The sequence below is a fragment of the Phycisphaeraceae bacterium genome (assembly GCA_019636675.1).
In the GTDB taxonomy this organism is placed as follows: domain Bacteria; phylum Planctomycetota; class Phycisphaerae; order Phycisphaerales; family UBA1924; genus JAHBXC01.
Genome location: JAHBXC010000002.1, coordinates 1 through 16,882, shown reverse-complemented (window position 1 = coordinate 16,882; position 16,882 = coordinate 1). Strand labels below are relative to the sequence as shown.

Here is a 16,882-nt window from a genome sequence, read left to right as displayed (position 1 = left end):
GAGCGTCGCCGGCGCGACCGACAGGCCGGGGTCGGCCCGCGGCGAGGGGTCAGGAGGCCGGGGGTCTCCGGGGATTATCGGGGGGATAGCGGCCTTCCATCACTTCGATCCAGTCGGGCATACGGCGCATGAGCTCGGGGAGCAGCTCATCGAGCATGGCGCCGGCGGCGCGACCCAGATCTTCGTGAGAGTCCATATCCCAGCTGGTGAACTGAACCTTGGCGTAGTACGCGTAATCATTGCGCAGGTCGAACGCCATCGAGCGGACGTCGTTGGCGGAGACCGCCCACCCGCCGTTCGCCAGGAAGAAGTACCCTGCGTGGACCTTCCGGCCCGAGCGGACATCCTGGAAAGGGGTGACGCGCAATTTCAGCGACTCGATCTTGCGAGGCATCCTCACGGACTGGAAGTCCTGCCCGACCGAGGTGTAGATCAGCCCGTCACGCTCGGGATCGGCGAACGGGTCGCGGCTGAGCCGGTCGAGGTCCAGCGGGACAGACACGATGCGGGTCTGGCCCGCCTGCACCATGCCGCCGCCCACGAAGCAGCGCTCGGGGACGTGAGGGACCGTGTCGATCATGCCGGTGTAGTACGCCGTGTGGAGCTCGATGTAGACCGGCTTGCCGTCGAGCTCGCCCAGGTAGATGCGCGAGAGATAGTTCTCGGTCCCGAGCTCTTCGAGCACTTCCTTCGAAAGGACGGTGTCCTGCCCGACACGCTCCCAGCCGGGGACGCTGGCGGGCAATGTCCGGAGCGGGAGGTTGTCCTTGGGGTAAATCGGGAGCTTGCGCAGCACCACCTGGCTTCGCGCGATGGCGACCTGGAGGCCCACGGCGCCAACGAGGAGCAGGGCGAACGCCGCGATGAACGCGGGAGATCGGAGGAGCTTTCTCTTCACGCCGGGACCCCCTTGACGGTGGTGGTGCGCCGGCTGTCGCGCACCAGATTGCGCAGCACCCAGACGACGCCCATGAAGAGCGCGAACGCCGGGATCAGCCACAGCGTGCCGATGAGCGTGTGCGCGTCGCCGGCGGAGAGTTCGGGATTGACGAGCGTCGCGACGCCCAGGAAGGCGACCCGCAGGATGTTCGTGAACACCGCCACCGGGCCGGCCAGCAGCATGAGCGCGATCCGCTGCCACCACTTCGGGCAGGCAACCAGCGCCACCGCCGCCGCCAGCGCCAGGAACGCGATCAGCATGCGCATGCCCGAGCACGCCTCGGCGACATTCAGCGGGATCTCGGCCCCGGCATTGGTGTAGATCGTGAGCGTGTTGCCCGCGATGTCGGTCTGCACGCCCACGATGTTGAGCATGATGAACGAGCCCACCGCCGCCCAGTTCTGGAGGCGCCAGGTGATCGCGTTCATCACTGCTTCGGAGACCGTGATGGCGAAGAGCAGGTACATGACGGGCAGGAACACGCCCTGAAGCATGCGAGGCCCGAGCACGAGCAACACGCCGCCGATGATCGTGATCACGATCGCGAGGCCCTGCGCCATGTGCACGCCGGGCGCGCGCGTCAGCGTGAAGAAGGCGAAAAGCAGGATGCCCGTGAGCATCGCGAGCAGCCCGGGCCAGAACGGCGCAACCGGGACCTCGGAGAGCTCCTTGCGCCGTTTGTAGATGAGGTACCCGCTGATCAGGGGCACGAGGTAGGCGTGCGACCAGTCCGCCGGGCGGTGCATGCTGAATGCGTGCTGGCGCAGGAACCAGAAATGGAACATCGCCACCAGGCCCGCCAGAAAGAGCACCCCGGCGAGGATGGTCGTCGGATCGGCCCAGAACGACCTCTCGGCCGCGACACGCGGCTTGGACACACCCGATTGACCTGACGACGCGGCGACACTCACCGGCGCATCACTCCCGATCGACACCTGCCGCTCACACGCGCGAGGGTCGCGCTCCCACCATGGTCCCTCGGGGCGTGCGGCTCGCCCCGCCGGGAGACCGGGTACTACGACCCCGAGGCGGCCGGGTTCGCCCCCGCTCGCGCGAGTCGCCCGACCGGGCGGCCCGCGACTCCGGGGGCAGCCGAACTCGACGCCCGCTCGGGGCGATCGGTCAGAAGCCCTGACGGTTGGTCGGCGGCGCGCCGAACACGTCGTTGCCGAAGTTGCGGTCCAGAAGGAACCCGAAGCCGTAGCTCACGCGGAATCCGTTCCGGATAACCGCGATCGGGGTGGCCCACCAGTTGGTCCCGATCACGACGTGGTCCTCGGGCTTGAGGAAAAGATCGGGCTGCGTGCCCTCGAAGATCGCGCGAAGGTTCAGACGCACCGTGCCCTCTCGATCGCGCCCGATGCGGCGGATCAGGTCCACACGCTCGGGGATCGCGATGGGGCCGAGACCACCCGACGACGCGATGGCCTGCTTGAGCGTCATGCGCCCAACGCTGGGGAGCACGAACGACCCGCCTCGGAGCGAGCCAGGACCGCTGATATAGAAGAAGCCCTGATCCGGCGCAGGGACGCTGATCACGTCGCCCGGTCGGATCACGATGTTGTACTCAGCCACTCCCTGAAGCAGGGGGCGAGTCGGGATCTCGATGATGCGCTGCGTCACGAGCGGCCCGGACGGCTGATCGGCGCCGCCGGCATCGGCCGGAATCGGGGGAGCGCCCGGCGCAGAACGCTGGACCTTGACCCAGCGGCCGTCCAGGAACATCCAGTTTGAGTCGCCCAGATCATCGGCAGGACGCCCCTGCTGAGGGACGGTCGTGTCCGGGAGGTCGATCGGAGGCGGGGCGACCCGCGCCGGCTGGTTCGTCGCGTCCTGGGCCAACGACATCGCCGCCGGGCTGGGCGAGCCCCCCTGGGGACGGGTCAACTCGTCGATGAGATCGCGCAGGTCCGTCCCATCCGGCTCCGGAGCGCCGGGACGGGTCCCGCCCGGGGCCTGCATGCCCGGGCCGCGCGCGCCGGGGATGCCCTGACGGATCTGATCGTCGAGGGGGACCTGCCGGATGATGCGCACATACTGGATGCTCGGCGGGATGCCGCCGGCTTCGGTGATGGCTTCCAGGAGTCGGTAGTTCGGCTCGGGGATCCGATAGCGTCCGACGCCGCCAACGGCGCCGAAGATGCCGAACGTGGGCTCGCGCTGCGTCAGCGGCGTGACCGCGATCAGGGGCGCCTCGTTGGCGATCTGACGATCGACAATCTCCTGGCCGATGCGCTCGGCGAGTTGCTCGATCGTCAGGCCCTGCACGACGATGCGCCCGAGCTGGGGGATGTCGATCGTGCCGGCGGCGTCGATCTGACGCTGGAACACATAGGGCGTGCCCGAGACGATGAAGTCGAAAATCTCGATCTGCACCGCGTCGCCCGAACGGACCTGGAAGTCCTCGATCACCGGGACAAGGTCGTCGGGCGTGATCTGCGAGACCTCGATGAACGAGCCCTCGTCGCGCTCGATCACCTCGATGCGATCGAGGATCGGCACGATCGTCGGCGTGTTCTCCCAGCGACCGACGACGCTGGGGTCCATGAACGCGTCCGCTTCACAGCCCAGCATGCCGGACAGTGAAGCCGCTCCCACGACACCAGCCGCCGCCGCGAGCGCAACACGCTGAGCGCGCCCAAAACGCGATGGGCCACGAACCGGGGAAGACTTGGTTGATTCAGTGCTGCTCACGCGACCCGCTCCAGATCTGCTGTCATCCATACTCAGGAACGCCTCAAAGCATCGGCTCGCCGACCCGTGGGCGTTCAGGAACACCCGACAGGACGGGCACTTCTCACGACGCCGAGACGGGGAAAGTTCGTTGGTCGACGCGCTTCCTGCGCTTCCTGTGCTTCGATCCCGGGAGGGACAGCCCGGACCCACGCCCGAAGACCACCCTCCCCACAAGAGGCCAAACCTCTCCATTTCGACCCGACAACCTAGCACCCCGGAACCCCCTGTCAATCCTGACCCGGCGACCGACCCAGCCGATATCGGCCCCACTGCCCCCGGAAACGATCGCGCCTCATCGGGTTGGATGATGAAGACCCCCTCCGGCCGTCCGGACAACTCCACCCGGGATTTTCTTGGGGTTCTCGACATTCCTCGTTTCGGGCTTGGTGATCAACCCCGATTCTGGTACCTTCGCCGCCTGCAAGGGCCGCGGCCCCTCCCGGGCGCGTCCGAGCGAAGCGACGCCGCCTCGCCCGACGCCGGGAATGTGCCCGCGCCGCGTTGCGCAGTATGCGCCAGCGCATGAGCTGCATCGCGTCGCAGCCATGCCACTGCCGCTTGTGGAGGAAGCCGGAATGAGAACCTGGATCAAACTGCTCGCGCTCATCGTCTGCGCGACCGGAGCAAACACCCACGCCCAGCCCGAGCGCTACCTCGACTCGCTCACCGGGTGGGGGTACCTCTACGGCGCCACCACAACGCAGGTGAACGCGCAGAACGGCGCGGGCTCGCGCGTCATCAACCTCGAACGCGTCGGGACGACCAACACCTACGACATGGTCGTCGTCGACAACACGTCCGGCCCCTTCGCCGCCACCGGCACCGTCGTCGTCTACAACCAGACGCTCACCCAGCTCAGCAACTACCTCACCAACAACAACCGGCGCATCCTCGATGTCGAGGTCGACGAGAACGCCGGCGCCGAACGCTTCACCGCCGTCACCGTGCCCAACTCCGGCGCCACCGCCGCGCCCGGCTGGGGCTGGCTCATCCGAGTCAACGCGCAGCAGATCGCCGACTGGCTGGCACAGAACCCCAACCTGCGCCTGATCGACATCGAGCGCTACACGCTCGGAGGCACGCCCTTCTACACCGTCGTCGCGATCCCCAACACGGGCGCCAACTTCCGCCCGTGGAACTACGCGCTCAACCGCACCGCGAGCGAGATCACGGCGCTCCTCTCGGCAGGCAGCGGCTCGTGCATCATCGACATCGAACTCGAATCGCCCGGCACGGTCCTCACCTCGCCCCGCTTCAACGTCATCTATGTGAACTCGCCCCCGGGCGCCGCCCTGTGGTGGTACCCCTCGCTCACCTCCGACCAGGTGAACGACCTCGTCGCGCAGAACGGCGCACGACTCGTCACCTTCCACCGCTGGACGACCTGGACCGGCGCGACGCGCTGGGCGGTCTCCATGATGGACAACTCCAACGCAGAATCCCGGCGCCTGCGCGGTATCCTCGCCAACCGCAACAGCGGCGGCGTGTACGGCTTCAAACTCAAGCGCGTCGGGGGCAATGTCCTCGCCGTCCTCAACGAGGACTACGTCTTCGAGCCCGCCAGCACCCTCAAGATCGCCCACGCCGCCGCGCTCGTGCGCCGCGCGTCCCTCGGCCTCGAGGACTACGAAGAGGTGCAGAACTACAGCAACCCCTGCGATTCCGACGCCTGCCCCACGCAGCACTTCTGCACGACCGGACCGCAGCGCACGCTCGGCTACATCCTCGAGAGAATGTTGCGCGTCTCCGACAACACCGCGACCCGCTACATCCGAGTCCTGCTCGACGGCGGGGGAAGCGCCTTCAGCGGCGTCAACTCGTTCATCGCCTCCCAGGGGCTCTCGTCCAACACCGTCGTCAACCACGATATCGGCTGCTTCGCGCCCACCAACGGCGTGCCCTTCAACGGCCTGACGGCGCGCGACGCGGTTCTCCTCTACGAACGCATCGCCAACGGCTCCATCTTCAACGCCGACTGGCGCGACGACCTCTTCGACCAGCGCATGAACAACTGGCCCCGCGATCGAAACAGCAGCCTCTCGACCTACCAGCAACTCCGCCAGATCCTCGACGAGGAGATGAACGCCACCAACCTCCAGCCCAACGAACGCGAAGACTTCCTCGACGCCTTCCGCGTCGCGTTCAAACGCGGCGGGTACGGGTGGGGCACCAAGACCTTCCCCGACGCCTTCTGGCGCTCAACCGCCGGCTGGGCCCAGTTCCCCCACATCACCGTCATCAACAATCTCCGCGTGACCTCGCAGCGCCAGTACGCCTATGTGATGTATCAGGACTGGGCCAGCAACGACGACGGCGCCATCCTCGTCTACCGCGATGTCATGGAGCTCCTGCGCACGCCCATCCGCGACGCGCTCCAGTCGTGGGACGACGCCTGCACCAGCCCAACCGCCGCCGCTGTCCAGACAACGGTCTCCGTCCCCCAGGGCCAGCAGACCACGCTCTCGGTGCTCGCCGGGGGCGCCGCCCACCAGCGCGCGTTCCAGTGGTTCCGGTTCAACACCACCCTGGCCACCTGGCTTCCGGTCACGGATTTCCCGGGCTCCTACTCCGGCGCCCAGACCGCCACGCTCACGGTCTTCAACGCCACTCCGCAGAACGCCGGGCTTTTCCGCTGCCGCGTGACCAACTACTGCGGCACAACAAACAGCAACAGCATCACTCTCGTCGTGACCGCCTCCTGCCCCGGCGACACCAACGGCGACGGAGTGATCAACTTCACCGACCTCAACGCCGTCCTTACCCAGTTCGGCCAGTCCGTCGCCCCCGGCTCGGGAGGCGATGTCACCGGCGACGGCGTCGTCAACTTCTCTGACCTCAACGAGGTCCTCAGCAACTTCGGGAACGCCTGCGACTGATGTGACCACCAACATTCTGAGCGGATGACGAACGTTCGTATTCCTGTGCTCGCACTGGCTCTATATAGGCGGTTTTCTCGAAGAAATCAGTTCTGCAGACGGTAGCTGCACATGCGTTGTGGGCCGCTTCACCAGCCCACGGAGATGGAGTTGTGCGAGAACCCCTGCACCTTTCTGCGAGATTAGGAAAGTTGAAGCCAGCAGCCATGCGTACAGCCGCTGCTTTGCTGCTCTGGATCCTGCCAACTTCTATGGCAGCGCCTGATCGTCAGGCCTTTATGGCAATTGATGCGGGTGCGAGCGCAGCTGACGGGAAGCTGAGACACGAGTTCCAGGCGGTCGCCGACGCGACAAACAAGGGCGCACGGTGTACTGCGCAGTGGTTTGCGGTGCCAGGAGGTCCCACCGGCGGCAACACCACCGTGCGCGCACTCGCTTCTTTCGATGACGGATCGGGCCTGGCCCTCTACGCTGGGGGCTCCTTCGGCATCAACACGGGGCTCGGGGAAGCGCTCCGGGTAGCCAAATGGAACGGCCATGTCTGGAACCCACTCGGAAGCGGTGTCGACTCCAATGTCGATACGCTCGCTGTCTTTGACGACGGCACGGGCCCCGCGCTCTATGCCGGTGGACAGTTCAGAAATGCGGGGAGCGTTCCGGTCGATCGCATCGCCAAGTGGGACGGATCGTCGTGGTCGCCGCTGGGCAGCGGCCTCAACGGCAGAGTCTTGTCACTCGCGGTCTTCGACGACGGATCGGGACCAGCGCTTTACGCTTGCGGCGAGTTCTTTCTCGCCGGGGGCACACAGGCGAATCGAATCGCGAAATGGGATGGCGCTACCTGGTCGCCGCTCGGCAGCGGTCTGAGCGGATCGCCGAATTCGCTCGTAGTGTTCGACGACGGCACAGGGCCAGCGCTCTACGCGGCTGGCGAGTTCTTTACCGCCGGGGGCCTGTCCGTGAATCGCATAGCGAAATGGGACGGCGTCTCCTGGTCGAGTCTTGGCGAAGGGCTGACCGGGAGCACTGTCAGAGACCTGGAAGTTTTCGATGACGGGAACGGACCCGCCCTCTATGCCGGTGGTGCCTTCGTCACCGCGGGCGGGCAGCCCGCGAACCGCGTCGCGAAATGGGATGGCGTGTCATGGTCGCCACTCGGGGCAGGGCTGGCTGGCGGAACCGGTCCTGGCGCGGAAGCATTGAAGGTCTTCGACGACGGATCGGGACTAGCTCTGTATGTCGCTGGACAATTCACCAGCGCAGGTGGGGTCGCCGCGAGCCGGATCGCTCGGTGGGACGGATCGGCATGGTCGGCGCTCGACAGCGGCCTGAGCGCTCGTGCGCTTGAACTCGCAACCTTCGATGACGGAAGCGGTCCAGCACTCTTCGTCGGTGGCCAATTCACTTCGGCCGGTGGCATCCCTTCCAATCGCATTGCCAAATGGCAGGGCTGCCCCGCCACCTCCACCCCCTGCCCCGGCGACACCAACGGCGACGGCGTGATCAACTTCACCGACCTCAACGCCGTCCTCACCCAGTTCGGCCAGTCCGTCGCACCCGGCTCCGGAGGCGACGTCACCGGCGACGGCGTCGTCAACTTCTCCGACCTCAACGAGGTCCTCAGCAACTTCGGGAACGCCTGCAACTGAGGCCGCGCCGCCGTCTCCCCACACGACCCACGCGGGCCGGAACCTTGGCGTTCCGGCCCGCTTCGCGTTCACGACCAACCCGGCCTCCCCCCCTACCATCCCCCGATGTCGACCCTCCCGGCCAAGCCAACCTCCCCCGGAGCCCCCGCCTCCCCCGCCTCCCCCGCGGCCCTCGAGCGAACCCTCGCGCGTCACCCGCGCCCGCTCGGCGGAGACCCGGTCAAGCGGCTCGAGAAGCCCACGCTGTCGCTCTCGGGGCTCGTCCTCAACAACAAGGGCGAGGGCGGCGCCGAGGCCATCCAGCACGCCGCCCCCAAGCGCAAGCCCAAGTGGATCCGCGCCAAGATGCCCGGGGGCGACAAGTACCACCAGCTCCGCGACCTCCTCTCCGAGCACAAACTCCACACCGTCTGCGAAGAGGCCAACTGCCCCAACATGGGCGAGTGCTGGGCCCGCGGCGTCGCCACCATCATGATTCTGGGCGACACCTGCACCCGCTCCTGCGGCTTCTGCAACATCAAGACCGGGCGCCCCGGCACGCTCGACCTCGACGAGCCCCGGCGCGTCGCTGAATCCGTGAAGATCATGGTCGAGGGCGCGGGGCTCCGCCACATCGTCATCACCAGCGTCAACCGCGACGAACTCAAGGACGGCGGCGCCGGGATCTGGGCCGAGACCATCCTCCAGACGCGGGCCGCCACCACCGGGCTCTCCATCGAGGTCCTCATCCCGGACTTCATGGGCGACTGGGACGCGTTGCAGAAGGTGATCGACGCCCGACCCGAGATTTTGAACCACAACCTCGAGAGCGTCCCTCGCATGTACCCGGCGGTGCGCCCCCAGGCCAAGTTCGACCGATCCGTCGAGTTGCTGAAGCGCTGTAAAGAAGCGGGCCTCGTCACGAAGACCGGCATCATGGTCGGCATCGGCGAGCGCGACGACGAGGTGCTCGAACTCATGGATGTGCTCCAGGAGCGCGCCCAGACCGACATCCTCACGATCGGCCAGTACCTGCAACCCACGCGCAACCACCTCCCCATCGCGCGATGGGTCACCCCCGAGCAGTTCGATCGCTACCGCGACATCGGCCTCGCCAAGGGCTTCAAAGTCGTCGAGAGCGGCGCCATGGTGCGCTCCTCCTACCACGCCGACATGCAGGTCGACCAACTCGTCGGGCGCGACCGCGAAAGTTTCGAGCGTGTGCAGTCGCTGATCGAAGCAGCGAAGCCGGCAAAGGGCTGATTCTCGACGTCCCGTATTCCGGCTACCCTTGTGTCGCCGATGGCGCAGGGCTCCCCGTCCATCACGAAGGCCGCCCCACCGTCCTCGCGGACCAGCGCGATGCTCTACGCGGGCGTCTTCTTCACCTTCGCGCCGGTGGGCATCCTTATCGCGATGTGCCAGCCATCCCCGTGGGGGTGGGGCGCGGGCCTCGTGTCGGCCGCGTTCTCGGGGGTGATCGCGCTGGGGTGGGTCTACGCGATCAGCATGCGCCGGTGGTGGCTCCTCGTGCCCCTGCTCGTGCTGCCCCCGTTCGCCGCGGACCTGGTCTATCGCCCCGCCCAGTGGCTTGGCGTCTTCGCGCTCGGCGACGACCTGAGCACCACGGCGCGCATGATCATCCACGCCGTGCTCGCCACCGCGATGGTCTCCATCGGCTTCACGCTGACCATCCGCTTCGTGCAGCGCCAGGAGGCCAGCCAGTCTCGCCTGCGCACCGAGATCGACCTCGCCCAGCGCATCCACGACAACCTCATCCCCGCCCTGCGCATCGTCGACCACGGCTTCGAGGCCGCCGGGCGCTGCGAGGCGTCGGCCGAGATGGGGGGCGACCTGCTCGACGCCGTGCGGCGCGACGGGCGCACCGACCTGTTCGTCGCCGATGTCTCGGGCCACGGCGTGGGCGCCGCCGTCGTCATGGCCATGGTCAAGAGCGCGCTGCGCATGCGCCTCAGCGGCGAGGACGACCTGCCCCTCACCGAAGTCCTGACCGACCTCTCGCGCGTCGTCGCAGAGGTCTGCACCGAGGGCATGTTCGTCACCCTCGCCTGCGTGCGGCTCGTGCGCGACTCGCGCGAGGTCGAGGTCGCCCTCGCCGGGCACCCCCCCGTCTTCATCCGGCGCGCGAGCGGCGCGATGGAGCGCATCGACAACGACGCGCTTCCCTTGGGCATACGCGCCGAAGAAACCTTCGGCTCGGTGCGTGTCGCGCTCGACCCGGGCGATTCCCTCGTCCTCTACACCGACGGCCTCTTCGAAGTCTTCAATGACGCCAACGCGCAACTCGGGATCGACGGCCTCGAAGCGATCGTGCGCGACGCCTGCGCGCACGCGCCGGTGGATGCGCTCGACGAGATGCTCACGCGCGTCCGCGCGTTCGGGCCCAAGCGCGACGATCAGACCGCGCTCGTCCTGCGCCTGCCGCGCGAAGGCGGACGCGCCCCGTGAACGAGCGCCCGCCCATCCCGGCCGACCCCGGCCCCGACGGCTCGCTCACGCCCGAGGTCGTCGCGGCCCTCGTGAAAGCGATCGAACTCAAGGACGGCGCCACCGCCTCGCACACCTGGCGCGTGGTGCTCTACACCCGCGCTCTTGCAGAAGCGGCGGGGCTCGACCACGACACGATCGGGCGCCTCACCGTCGCCGCCGCCCTGCACGACCTGGGAAAGGTGGACATCCCGGACGAGATCCTGCTCAAGCCCGGCAAACTCACCGAGCAGGAGTTCGCGGTCATCAAGACGCACCCCTCCATCGGGCACGAACGCCTCATCCGCATGGGCGTGCGCGACGCGATCATCCTCAACCTCGTGCGCCACCACCACGAGCGCGTCGACGGCGAGGGCTACCCCGACCGCCTTCGCGGCGACGACATCCCCCTCGGCGCGCGCTTCTTCGCCGTCGTCGACACCTTCGACGCGCTCACGAGCGTGCGCCCGTACCGCAGAGAGATCGGCGACGACGCCGCCAAACGCGCGATCCACATCATCACGAAGGATGTCGACTCCCATTACTCGATCGAAGCGGTGGACCTCTTCGTGCGCCAGTTCGACCGCGGCGCCCTCGACTGGATCCTCCACTACTTCAACGACGAGAACCCCGCCCCGGACTTCGCCGGCGGCGCCAACGCGCTGGCCGACGCGGTAAAAAGACTGCGCGGCGAAGAGCCGACGACGGGCGGCGCGACGGGGGCCTGATCACGGCAAACCCATATCTTTCATGCGCTTGCGCGCAGTGCAGATTTTTTGCGATAGCGGCCCAGATGGGGTTGCCCCCCCCGGTCTGGTACATTGTGCTCCGAGCGGGGATAAGCCCGCTTCCGGAGACCGGGAATGACCCTCAGTACAGCGACCATCCAGCCAAGATCGAACCCCAGATTCTGTCGCGGCTTCACGCTGATCGAAGTGTTGGTTTCCATTGCGGTGGTCGCGATTCTCACCGCGATTCTTATCGTTGGTCTCCGCGCGGCGTTCAACAAGGCCAAGGGGACCGAGGCCGAAGCGCACGGCCGTTCGTATCACCAATTGCACGCGAGTTGGTGGGCCGACCACAGCGATTCGTTCGTCAATGTTGGGCAGTACGACGAGGGCTTTCGTACACGCCGCGAACTCTCGAACCCGAGTTTGGTGGTCTATCTCGAGACCTTTGACGGCCGACTGATGCATATCCCCTATGCGCTGCAGGCCTCGTATCCCGCTTGGAAAGCCGTCGTGGAGCGACACGCCGGCGAACGCGTGGGCATCGACACGCCGTTCGGCTATGGGTACGCGTTCTTCACCGATCCTGAACTGTGGCGAGCCGGGCAGGAACCCTGGCGCCAATGGCCCGCGACGCATCTGTACCGATTCGTCCGATCGTCGGAGGCGCAGTTTGCGAGTTCCAAGGGTTTGCTCGCGAAGAGGGCCCAGACTGATCGCGCCACGGGTCAGGCGGAATCAATCACGGTCGTATTCGTGGACGGATCGACCGGCGTCTTCCCGCGGGAGTCTTTCCTGGCCCAAGCGTCGGGCTTTCTCGGGGGCACGCCGCTCGACGACCCGGACCCAGTGCTCCACACGATCGACGGCGTTCGGGGGCGCGATGTCGCGCGATAACCCGGTCTCGAAGCGACGGGCCGCCTTGCTCGGCGCGGTCGCGCTGGCGGCGATGCTGATATCGCTGGCGTGGTTTGTTGTGCCGCTCGCCTCGGCTCCGGCGGAGGTCAGCGTGCCCGAGAGCGCCGGCGTCGCGTCGGTGAGCGAACGCCGCGCCATGCCGCACGCGAGCGCGATCGCCTCGTCGGTGACGGGAACACTCGCGTCGTCGCGAACGCTGCCGGCGCCGGATCAGCTCGGTGAAGTCGCCTCCGAGACGATCATCGCGCTCGCCAGCGGGTCGTGGGACGCGCTGGAGACTGTCTTCGTCGCGCAGGGGTGCAAAGCCGACGCGCAGGTGGCTTCGATGATGCGCGCGAGTCTCGCCGCACGCCCCGCGCGGTTTCGCCCCGCGGATCTGGACACGCTGAGCGACGCGGAACTCGTCGCGCTGCGCTCGAAGGACGACGCCCAGCCGCTCGCGTCCGTCCGACCGAGGACCGTGGCGATGGTCGCGATCGCGCCGCGTGCACCCGGTGACCGCGCCGTCGTCACCGAACGGCTCGGGGACGTAGCGCGACTCGAGAGCATCCTCCAGCACGGCGGGTCGGGCGGCGTGATCAAGGGCGATTTCCCCTTCTCTTCGGCATCGATCTCCGCCGCCGAGGCGTCGGACGCCGCGCCGGGAGCGGCGATCCTCCTCGAAGGGCGCTCACCGACCGGGACGACGGTGCTCCTCGTCGTCGAGTTCCTGCACCCGGGCGCCGGCTGGGTCCCGCGCCGGGTGACTTCGGTGACGCCCGATGGCAACGGGGCCATGTTCATGCCCCGGATGTAGTACTGCATCTGACCTTCCCGGCCTTTCCTCCTACACTCGGCGCATGACTCCCCCATCCGCCGCCCCCGTGTCGTCCGTCGCCGCTCCCACCCCGATGCGTCCGCTCGATGAGCGGATCACGCCGCTGCTGGGGCGTCTGGGGCTGACCGGGTCCGATCCGCTCGCGAAGCGGTTCCTGGCGCCGCTCGACGCGTCGTCGGACATCGCGGCGCGCCGGGTCGTCGTGAGCGAGAACCCGGCCAACGGGCGCCCCCTCGGGGCGGTGCGTCTGATGACCCGCGCCGAGTACGACGAGGCGACGGCCAGGGCGCACGCCGCGTTCCTGCAGTGGCGACTGGTCCCTGCGCCCGTCCGCGGCGAGATCGTCCGCCGCATGGGCAACGCCTTCCGCGAGCACAAGGACGACCTGGGCGCGATCGTCACCCTCGAGATGGGCAAGATCCTGCCCGAGGGCAAGGGCGAGGTGCAGGAGTGCATCGACATCGCCGACTTCGCGGTCGGCCTGTCGCGCCAGGTCTACGGGCTCACCATCGCCAGCGAGCGACCCAGCCATCGCATGTTCGAGCAGTGGCACCCGCTGGGCGTCGTGGGCGTCATCACGGCGTTCAACTTCCCCGTCGCTGTCTGGGCGTGGAACGCGATGCTCGCGGCGGTCTGCGGCGACGCGGTGCTCTGGAAGCCCTCGCTGCTCACGCCCCTCTGCGCCGTCGCGATGACCAAGATCGCCCACGATGTCATGCGCGAGCAGGACCTGTGGAAGCCCACGGGCGGAGTCGACCCGGTCGACCTCTTCCCGCTCGTCTTCGGCACCGACGACGAGGTGGGCGAGGCGATGACGGCGGACAAGCGCCTGCCCCTGATCAGCGCGACCGGGTCGTGCCGCATGGGCAGGCATGTCGCGCAGCGCGTCGCGGCACGGCTCGGGCGCACGCTGCTCGAACTGGGCGGCAACAACGCGATCATCCTGATGCCCGACGCGGATATGGAACTCGCGAAGCGCGCCGTGGTGTTCGGCGCCGTCGGCACGGCGGGCCAGCGCTGCACGACGACTCGCCGGCTCATCTGCGTGGGCGGGAGCGAGAAGAAGATCCTCGACGCGCTGGTCAAGGGGTACACGCAGGTCCCCGTCGGCGACCCGATGGAGAAGACGACGCTGGTCGGCCCGCTGATCACCTCGGGCTCGGTCGAGCAGATGAAGAAGGCCGTGAAGGCCGCGGTTGAGCAGGGCTGCGAGGTGCTGGTGGGCGGCGTCGACGCGATCAGCAAGTTCGACTCGGACGCCGGCAACTATGTCGCACCGACGATCGTGCGCGTGCCGAAGGGCAAGGTCCCCGAGATCACGAAGGAAGAGACCTTCGCGCCGATCCTGTATGTGTTCACGGTTGACACGCTCGACGAGGCGATCGACCTGCAGAACGGCGTCGAACAGGGGCTCAGCAGCGCGATCTTCAGCGACTCGCTGCGCAGCGTCGAGAAGTTCTTGTCGCCAGAGGGCAGCGACTGCGGCATCGCGAACGCCAACATCGGCACCAGCGGCGCCGAGATCGGCGGCGCGTTCGGCGGCGAGAAGGACACCGGCGGCGGACGCGAGAGCGGGTCCGACTCGTGGAAGGTCTATATGCGCCGACAGACCTGCACGGTGAACTACGGGAAGGACCTGCCCCTCGCGCAGGGCATCCAGTTCGGATAAGAGAAGAGGTTCACCGCGGAGGACGCGGAGAGCGCGGAGGGGGGAGGTATGTGTGGCACTGGCGAGCGAAGCTCGCCAATGTTCCGTGCAGATAGTCGGAAGGGAGCAGGGTCCTCATGCGCCGACTCATCCTGTGGAATCTGATCACCCTCGACGGTTTCTTTGACAGCGAGAAGCCGTGGGATCTGGACTGGCACCTGCTCGCGTGGTGCGAGGAGCTTGAGCAGCGTTCGATCGAGCACTGCAAGGGCGCCGGCGCGGTGCTCTTCGGTCGCGCGACCTACGAGGGCATGGCGGCGTACTGGCCCGGCGCCACCGGGGAGATCGCCGACCTCATGAACTCGCTGCCCAAGATCGTCTTCTCGCGCACGCTCGGGCGCGCCGACTGGGCGAACACCACGCTCGTTCGCGAGCACGCCGCCGAGCATGTCGCACGCCTGAAGCGAGAACGCGGCGACGACCTGTATGTGTTCGGCAGCGCAAACCTTTCCGAGTCGCTCTTTCGCGCCGGGCTGTTCGACGAGATCCGCCTGGCGGTCGCGCCGGTGGTCCTGGGCGCCGGGCGCCCGCTGTTCGGGCGCGGCTTGCCGCGTCGCGCGATGCGCCTTCTCGAAGCGAGCCCGGCGTCGAGCGGGTGCGTCGTGCTGCGTTACGCCCCGGCCTGACCCCGCCCCCACCCCCCCACCCCCACACCCCCTGCCGCACCAACGCCGACTTTCCGCGGGCTTTCCGCGGGCTTGACATATTCCTATTTTGGAATATGATGATCCGGGTGTCGCCCCAAGGAGACCGCAGCGATGAGCATCACTGAAACCGCAACCGCCCCCCGGATCGTGTCCCGCGACGAATGGCTCGCGGAGCGCCGAGCGCTGCTCGCCAAGGAGAAGGCCATGACGCGTCAGCGTGATGCGCTGGCGAAGGAGCGGCGTGCGCTGCCCTGGGTGCTCGTCGAGAAGGACTATCGCTTTGAGACGCCGCAGGGGGAACGCTCGCTCTCCGATCTGTTCGAAGGGCGGAGCCAGCTCATCGTGAAGCACTTCATGTTCGGGCCCGGGTGGAAGGAAGGGTGCGTGGGCTGCTCGTTCGAGTGCGACCACATCGATGGGGCCCTGCTGCACATCCTGCACCACGATGTCTCGTTCGTCGCGGTGTCGCGTGCGCCGCTCCAGGAGTTCCTGCCCTTCCAGCGGCGCATGGAGTGGAAGTTCCCCTGGGTCTCATCGGCGCACAGTGACTTCAATTTCGACTACGGAGTGTCGTTCCCGCCCGAGCGTGTGCGCGACGGCAAGGTCGAGCACAACTACGAAACACAGGACTTCGTGTGCGAAGAACTCTCGGGATTCAGCGTGTTCGCGAAGGGAGACGACGGGCGGGTGTATCATACCTACTCGGTGTTCGGTCGCGGAGCGGAGGAAATTCTGGGCGCGTACATGTTCCTCGACCTGACGCCCAAGGGGCGCAACGAGCGCGGGCCGCGCTTCAACCTGACCGACTGGGTGCGCCACCACGACCGTTACGGCGCCGGGGGCAGCGTGGCGTCCACTGGGCGGTATGTCGCCGACGACATGAAGGGCGCGTGCTGCGAGGGTCGGCGGTGACCCGCGCGTGCTGCGCACGGCGCAGCCTGGTTCGTCGATCGGGGCGCGCGATGGGCTGGCTCTCCCCGATCGCGCCCGCGGCGGTGATGATCGCGATGCCCAAGTGCCCTGCGTGCGTGGCCGCGTGGATCGCGTTGGTCACGGGCGTGGGCGTCTCGACCGGCGCGGCGACGGCGGTCCGATACGGCGTCTTCGTGGCCCTCGGGGCGAGCGTGCTCGCGGTTGGGGCGATGCTGGCGCTGAAGCTGCGGCGGTGATGCTTTCTGTCACCAGCCGCGCGACGGGGCGAGAAGCGACTCACCGCAGAGGTCGCAGAGAACGCAGAGGGCGGCACAGGCACTCGAGGCTTGCCTTTGCGCCGAGTGAACCTTCCTCAAAGGGTGGCATGGTTCAACCGAATCTTGGCCGTGCGGGATGCTCACCCATTCCCTGAGAGATTAGCGAGAGAAGCAAAGCCAGAGGTTGGGAAGGGAAGCCCGGAGTTT

General features: G+C 67.4%; 14 protein-coding genes. 11 read left to right on the top strand and 3 right to left on the bottom strand.

Translation table 11 applies throughout. The annotated features are described in order from the left end of the window. Positions 1 to 49: 49 nt before the first annotated feature. From KF684_06795 to KF684_06785, 3 genes are all read right to left on the bottom strand, one after another. Entirely contained in the window at positions 50 to 898 is an 849-nt protein-coding gene (locus tag KF684_06795) for an exosortase-associated EpsI family protein (protein MBX3352625.1), read from the bottom strand. After that, positions 895 to 1,818, bottom strand: a complete 924-nt coding sequence (gene xrt, locus KF684_06790; protein MBX3352624.1) for an exosortase — start codon at positions 1,816 to 1,818, stop codon at positions 895 to 897. Before xrt ends, KF684_06795 begins: the two co-directional genes overlap by 4 nt. Positions 1,819 to 2,062: 244 nt before the next feature. After that, positions 2,063 to 3,514, bottom strand: a complete 1,452-nt coding sequence (locus KF684_06785; GenBank protein ID MBX3352623.1) for a polysaccharide biosynthesis/export family protein — start codon at positions 3,512 to 3,514, stop codon at positions 2,063 to 2,065. A gap of 737 nt (positions 3,515 to 4,251) precedes the next feature. On the opposite strand from KF684_06785, the gene KF684_06780 reads away from it, so the two are divergent. The 11 genes from KF684_06780 (at position 4,252) to KF684_06730 (ending at position 16,654) form a co-directional block, all read left to right on the top strand. Continuing rightward, positions 4,252 to 6,552, top strand: coding sequence for a serine hydrolase (locus KF684_06780; protein MBX3352622.1), 2,301 nt, complete (start codon positions 4,252 to 4,254; stop codon positions 6,550 to 6,552). A 191-nt stretch (positions 6,553 to 6,743) separates the two neighbouring features. Beyond that, complete coding sequence (locus KF684_06775; protein ID MBX3352621.1) at positions 6,744 to 8,201, top strand: hypothetical protein; 1,458 nt, start codon at positions 6,744 to 6,746, stop codon at positions 8,199 to 8,201. 105 nt (positions 8,202 to 8,306) lie between these two features. Then, on the top strand, positions 8,307 to 9,443 hold the full coding sequence (gene lipA, locus KF684_06770) for a lipoyl synthase (protein ID MBX3352620.1): 1,137 nt from the start codon (positions 8,307 to 8,309) through the stop codon (positions 9,441 to 9,443). Positions 9,444 to 9,482: 39 nt separating this feature from the next. Next, a complete protein-coding gene (locus KF684_06765) occupies positions 9,483 to 10,649 on the top strand; it encodes a serine/threonine-protein phosphatase (protein ID MBX3352619.1) in 1,167 nt (388 codons plus the stop codon). Next, positions 10,646 to 11,395, top strand: coding sequence for an HD-GYP domain-containing protein (locus tag KF684_06760; GenBank protein MBX3352618.1), 750 nt, complete (start codon positions 10,646 to 10,648; stop codon positions 11,393 to 11,395). The genes KF684_06765 and KF684_06760 overlap by 4 nt, the downstream gene beginning before the upstream one ends. Positions 11,396 to 11,530: 135 nt before the next feature. Then, positions 11,531 to 12,292, top strand: a complete 762-nt coding sequence (locus tag KF684_06755; GenBank protein ID MBX3352617.1) for a type II secretion system protein — start codon at positions 11,531 to 11,533, stop codon at positions 12,290 to 12,292. Then, on the top strand, positions 12,279 to 13,109 hold the full coding sequence (locus KF684_06750) for a hypothetical protein (GenBank protein MBX3352616.1): 831 nt from the start codon (positions 12,279 to 12,281) through the stop codon (positions 13,107 to 13,109). Before KF684_06755 ends, KF684_06750 begins: the two co-directional genes overlap by 14 nt. Positions 13,110 to 13,203: 94 nt before the next feature. Continuing rightward, positions 13,204 to 14,799: an aldehyde dehydrogenase family protein gene (locus KF684_06745; GenBank protein MBX3352615.1), complete on the top strand. Its 1,596-nt coding sequence runs from the start codon at positions 13,204 to 13,206 to the stop codon at positions 14,797 to 14,799. Positions 14,800 to 14,915: 116 nt separating this feature from the next. Further along, positions 14,916 to 15,464 (top strand): dihydrofolate reductase, encoded by a 549-nt coding sequence (locus KF684_06740; GenBank protein ID MBX3352614.1) that lies wholly within the window; start codon positions 14,916 to 14,918, stop codon positions 15,462 to 15,464. Between the two features lie 132 nt (positions 15,465 to 15,596). Next, positions 15,597 to 16,397: a thioredoxin family protein gene (locus tag KF684_06735; protein ID MBX3352613.1), complete on the top strand. Its 801-nt coding sequence runs from the start codon at positions 15,597 to 15,599 to the stop codon at positions 16,395 to 16,397. Positions 16,398 to 16,447: 50 nt separating this feature from the next. Continuing rightward, entirely contained in the window at positions 16,448 to 16,654 is a 207-nt protein-coding gene (locus tag KF684_06730; protein MBX3352612.1) for a hypothetical protein, read from the top strand. Positions 16,655 to 16,882: the final 228 nt, after the last annotated feature.

Excerpts from the sequence above, each read along its gene's own strand:
- KF684_06785 (MBX3352623.1), bottom strand. The coding sequence starts at position 3,514 with ATGCTGGGCTGTGAAGCGGACGCGTTCATGGACCCCAGCGTCGTCGGT.
- KF684_06780 (MBX3352622.1), top strand. The coding sequence starts at position 4,252 with ATGAGAACCTGGATCAAACTGCTCGCGCTCATCGTCTGCGCGACCGGA.
- lipA (MBX3352620.1), top strand. The coding sequence starts at position 8,307 with ATGTCGACCCTCCCGGCCAAGCCAACCTCCCCCGGAGCCCCCGCCTCC.
- KF684_06765 (MBX3352619.1), top strand. The coding sequence starts at position 9,483 with ATGGCGCAGGGCTCCCCGTCCATCACGAAGGCCGCCCCACCGTCCTCG.
- KF684_06755 (MBX3352617.1), top strand. The coding sequence starts at position 11,531 with ATGACCCTCAGTACAGCGACCATCCAGCCAAGATCGAACCCCAGATTC.
- KF684_06750 (MBX3352616.1), top strand. The coding sequence starts at position 12,279 with ATGTCGCGCGATAACCCGGTCTCGAAGCGACGGGCCGCCTTGCTCGGC.
- KF684_06745 (MBX3352615.1), top strand. The coding sequence starts at position 13,204 with ATGCGTCCGCTCGATGAGCGGATCACGCCGCTGCTGGGGCGTCTGGGG.
- KF684_06740 (MBX3352614.1), top strand. The coding sequence starts at position 14,916 with ATGCGCCGACTCATCCTGTGGAATCTGATCACCCTCGACGGTTTCTTT.
- KF684_06735 (MBX3352613.1), top strand. The coding sequence starts at position 15,597 with ATGAGCATCACTGAAACCGCAACCGCCCCCCGGATCGTGTCCCGCGAC.
- KF684_06730 (MBX3352612.1), top strand. The coding sequence starts at position 16,448 with ATGGGCTGGCTCTCCCCGATCGCGCCCGCGGCGGTGATGATCGCGATG.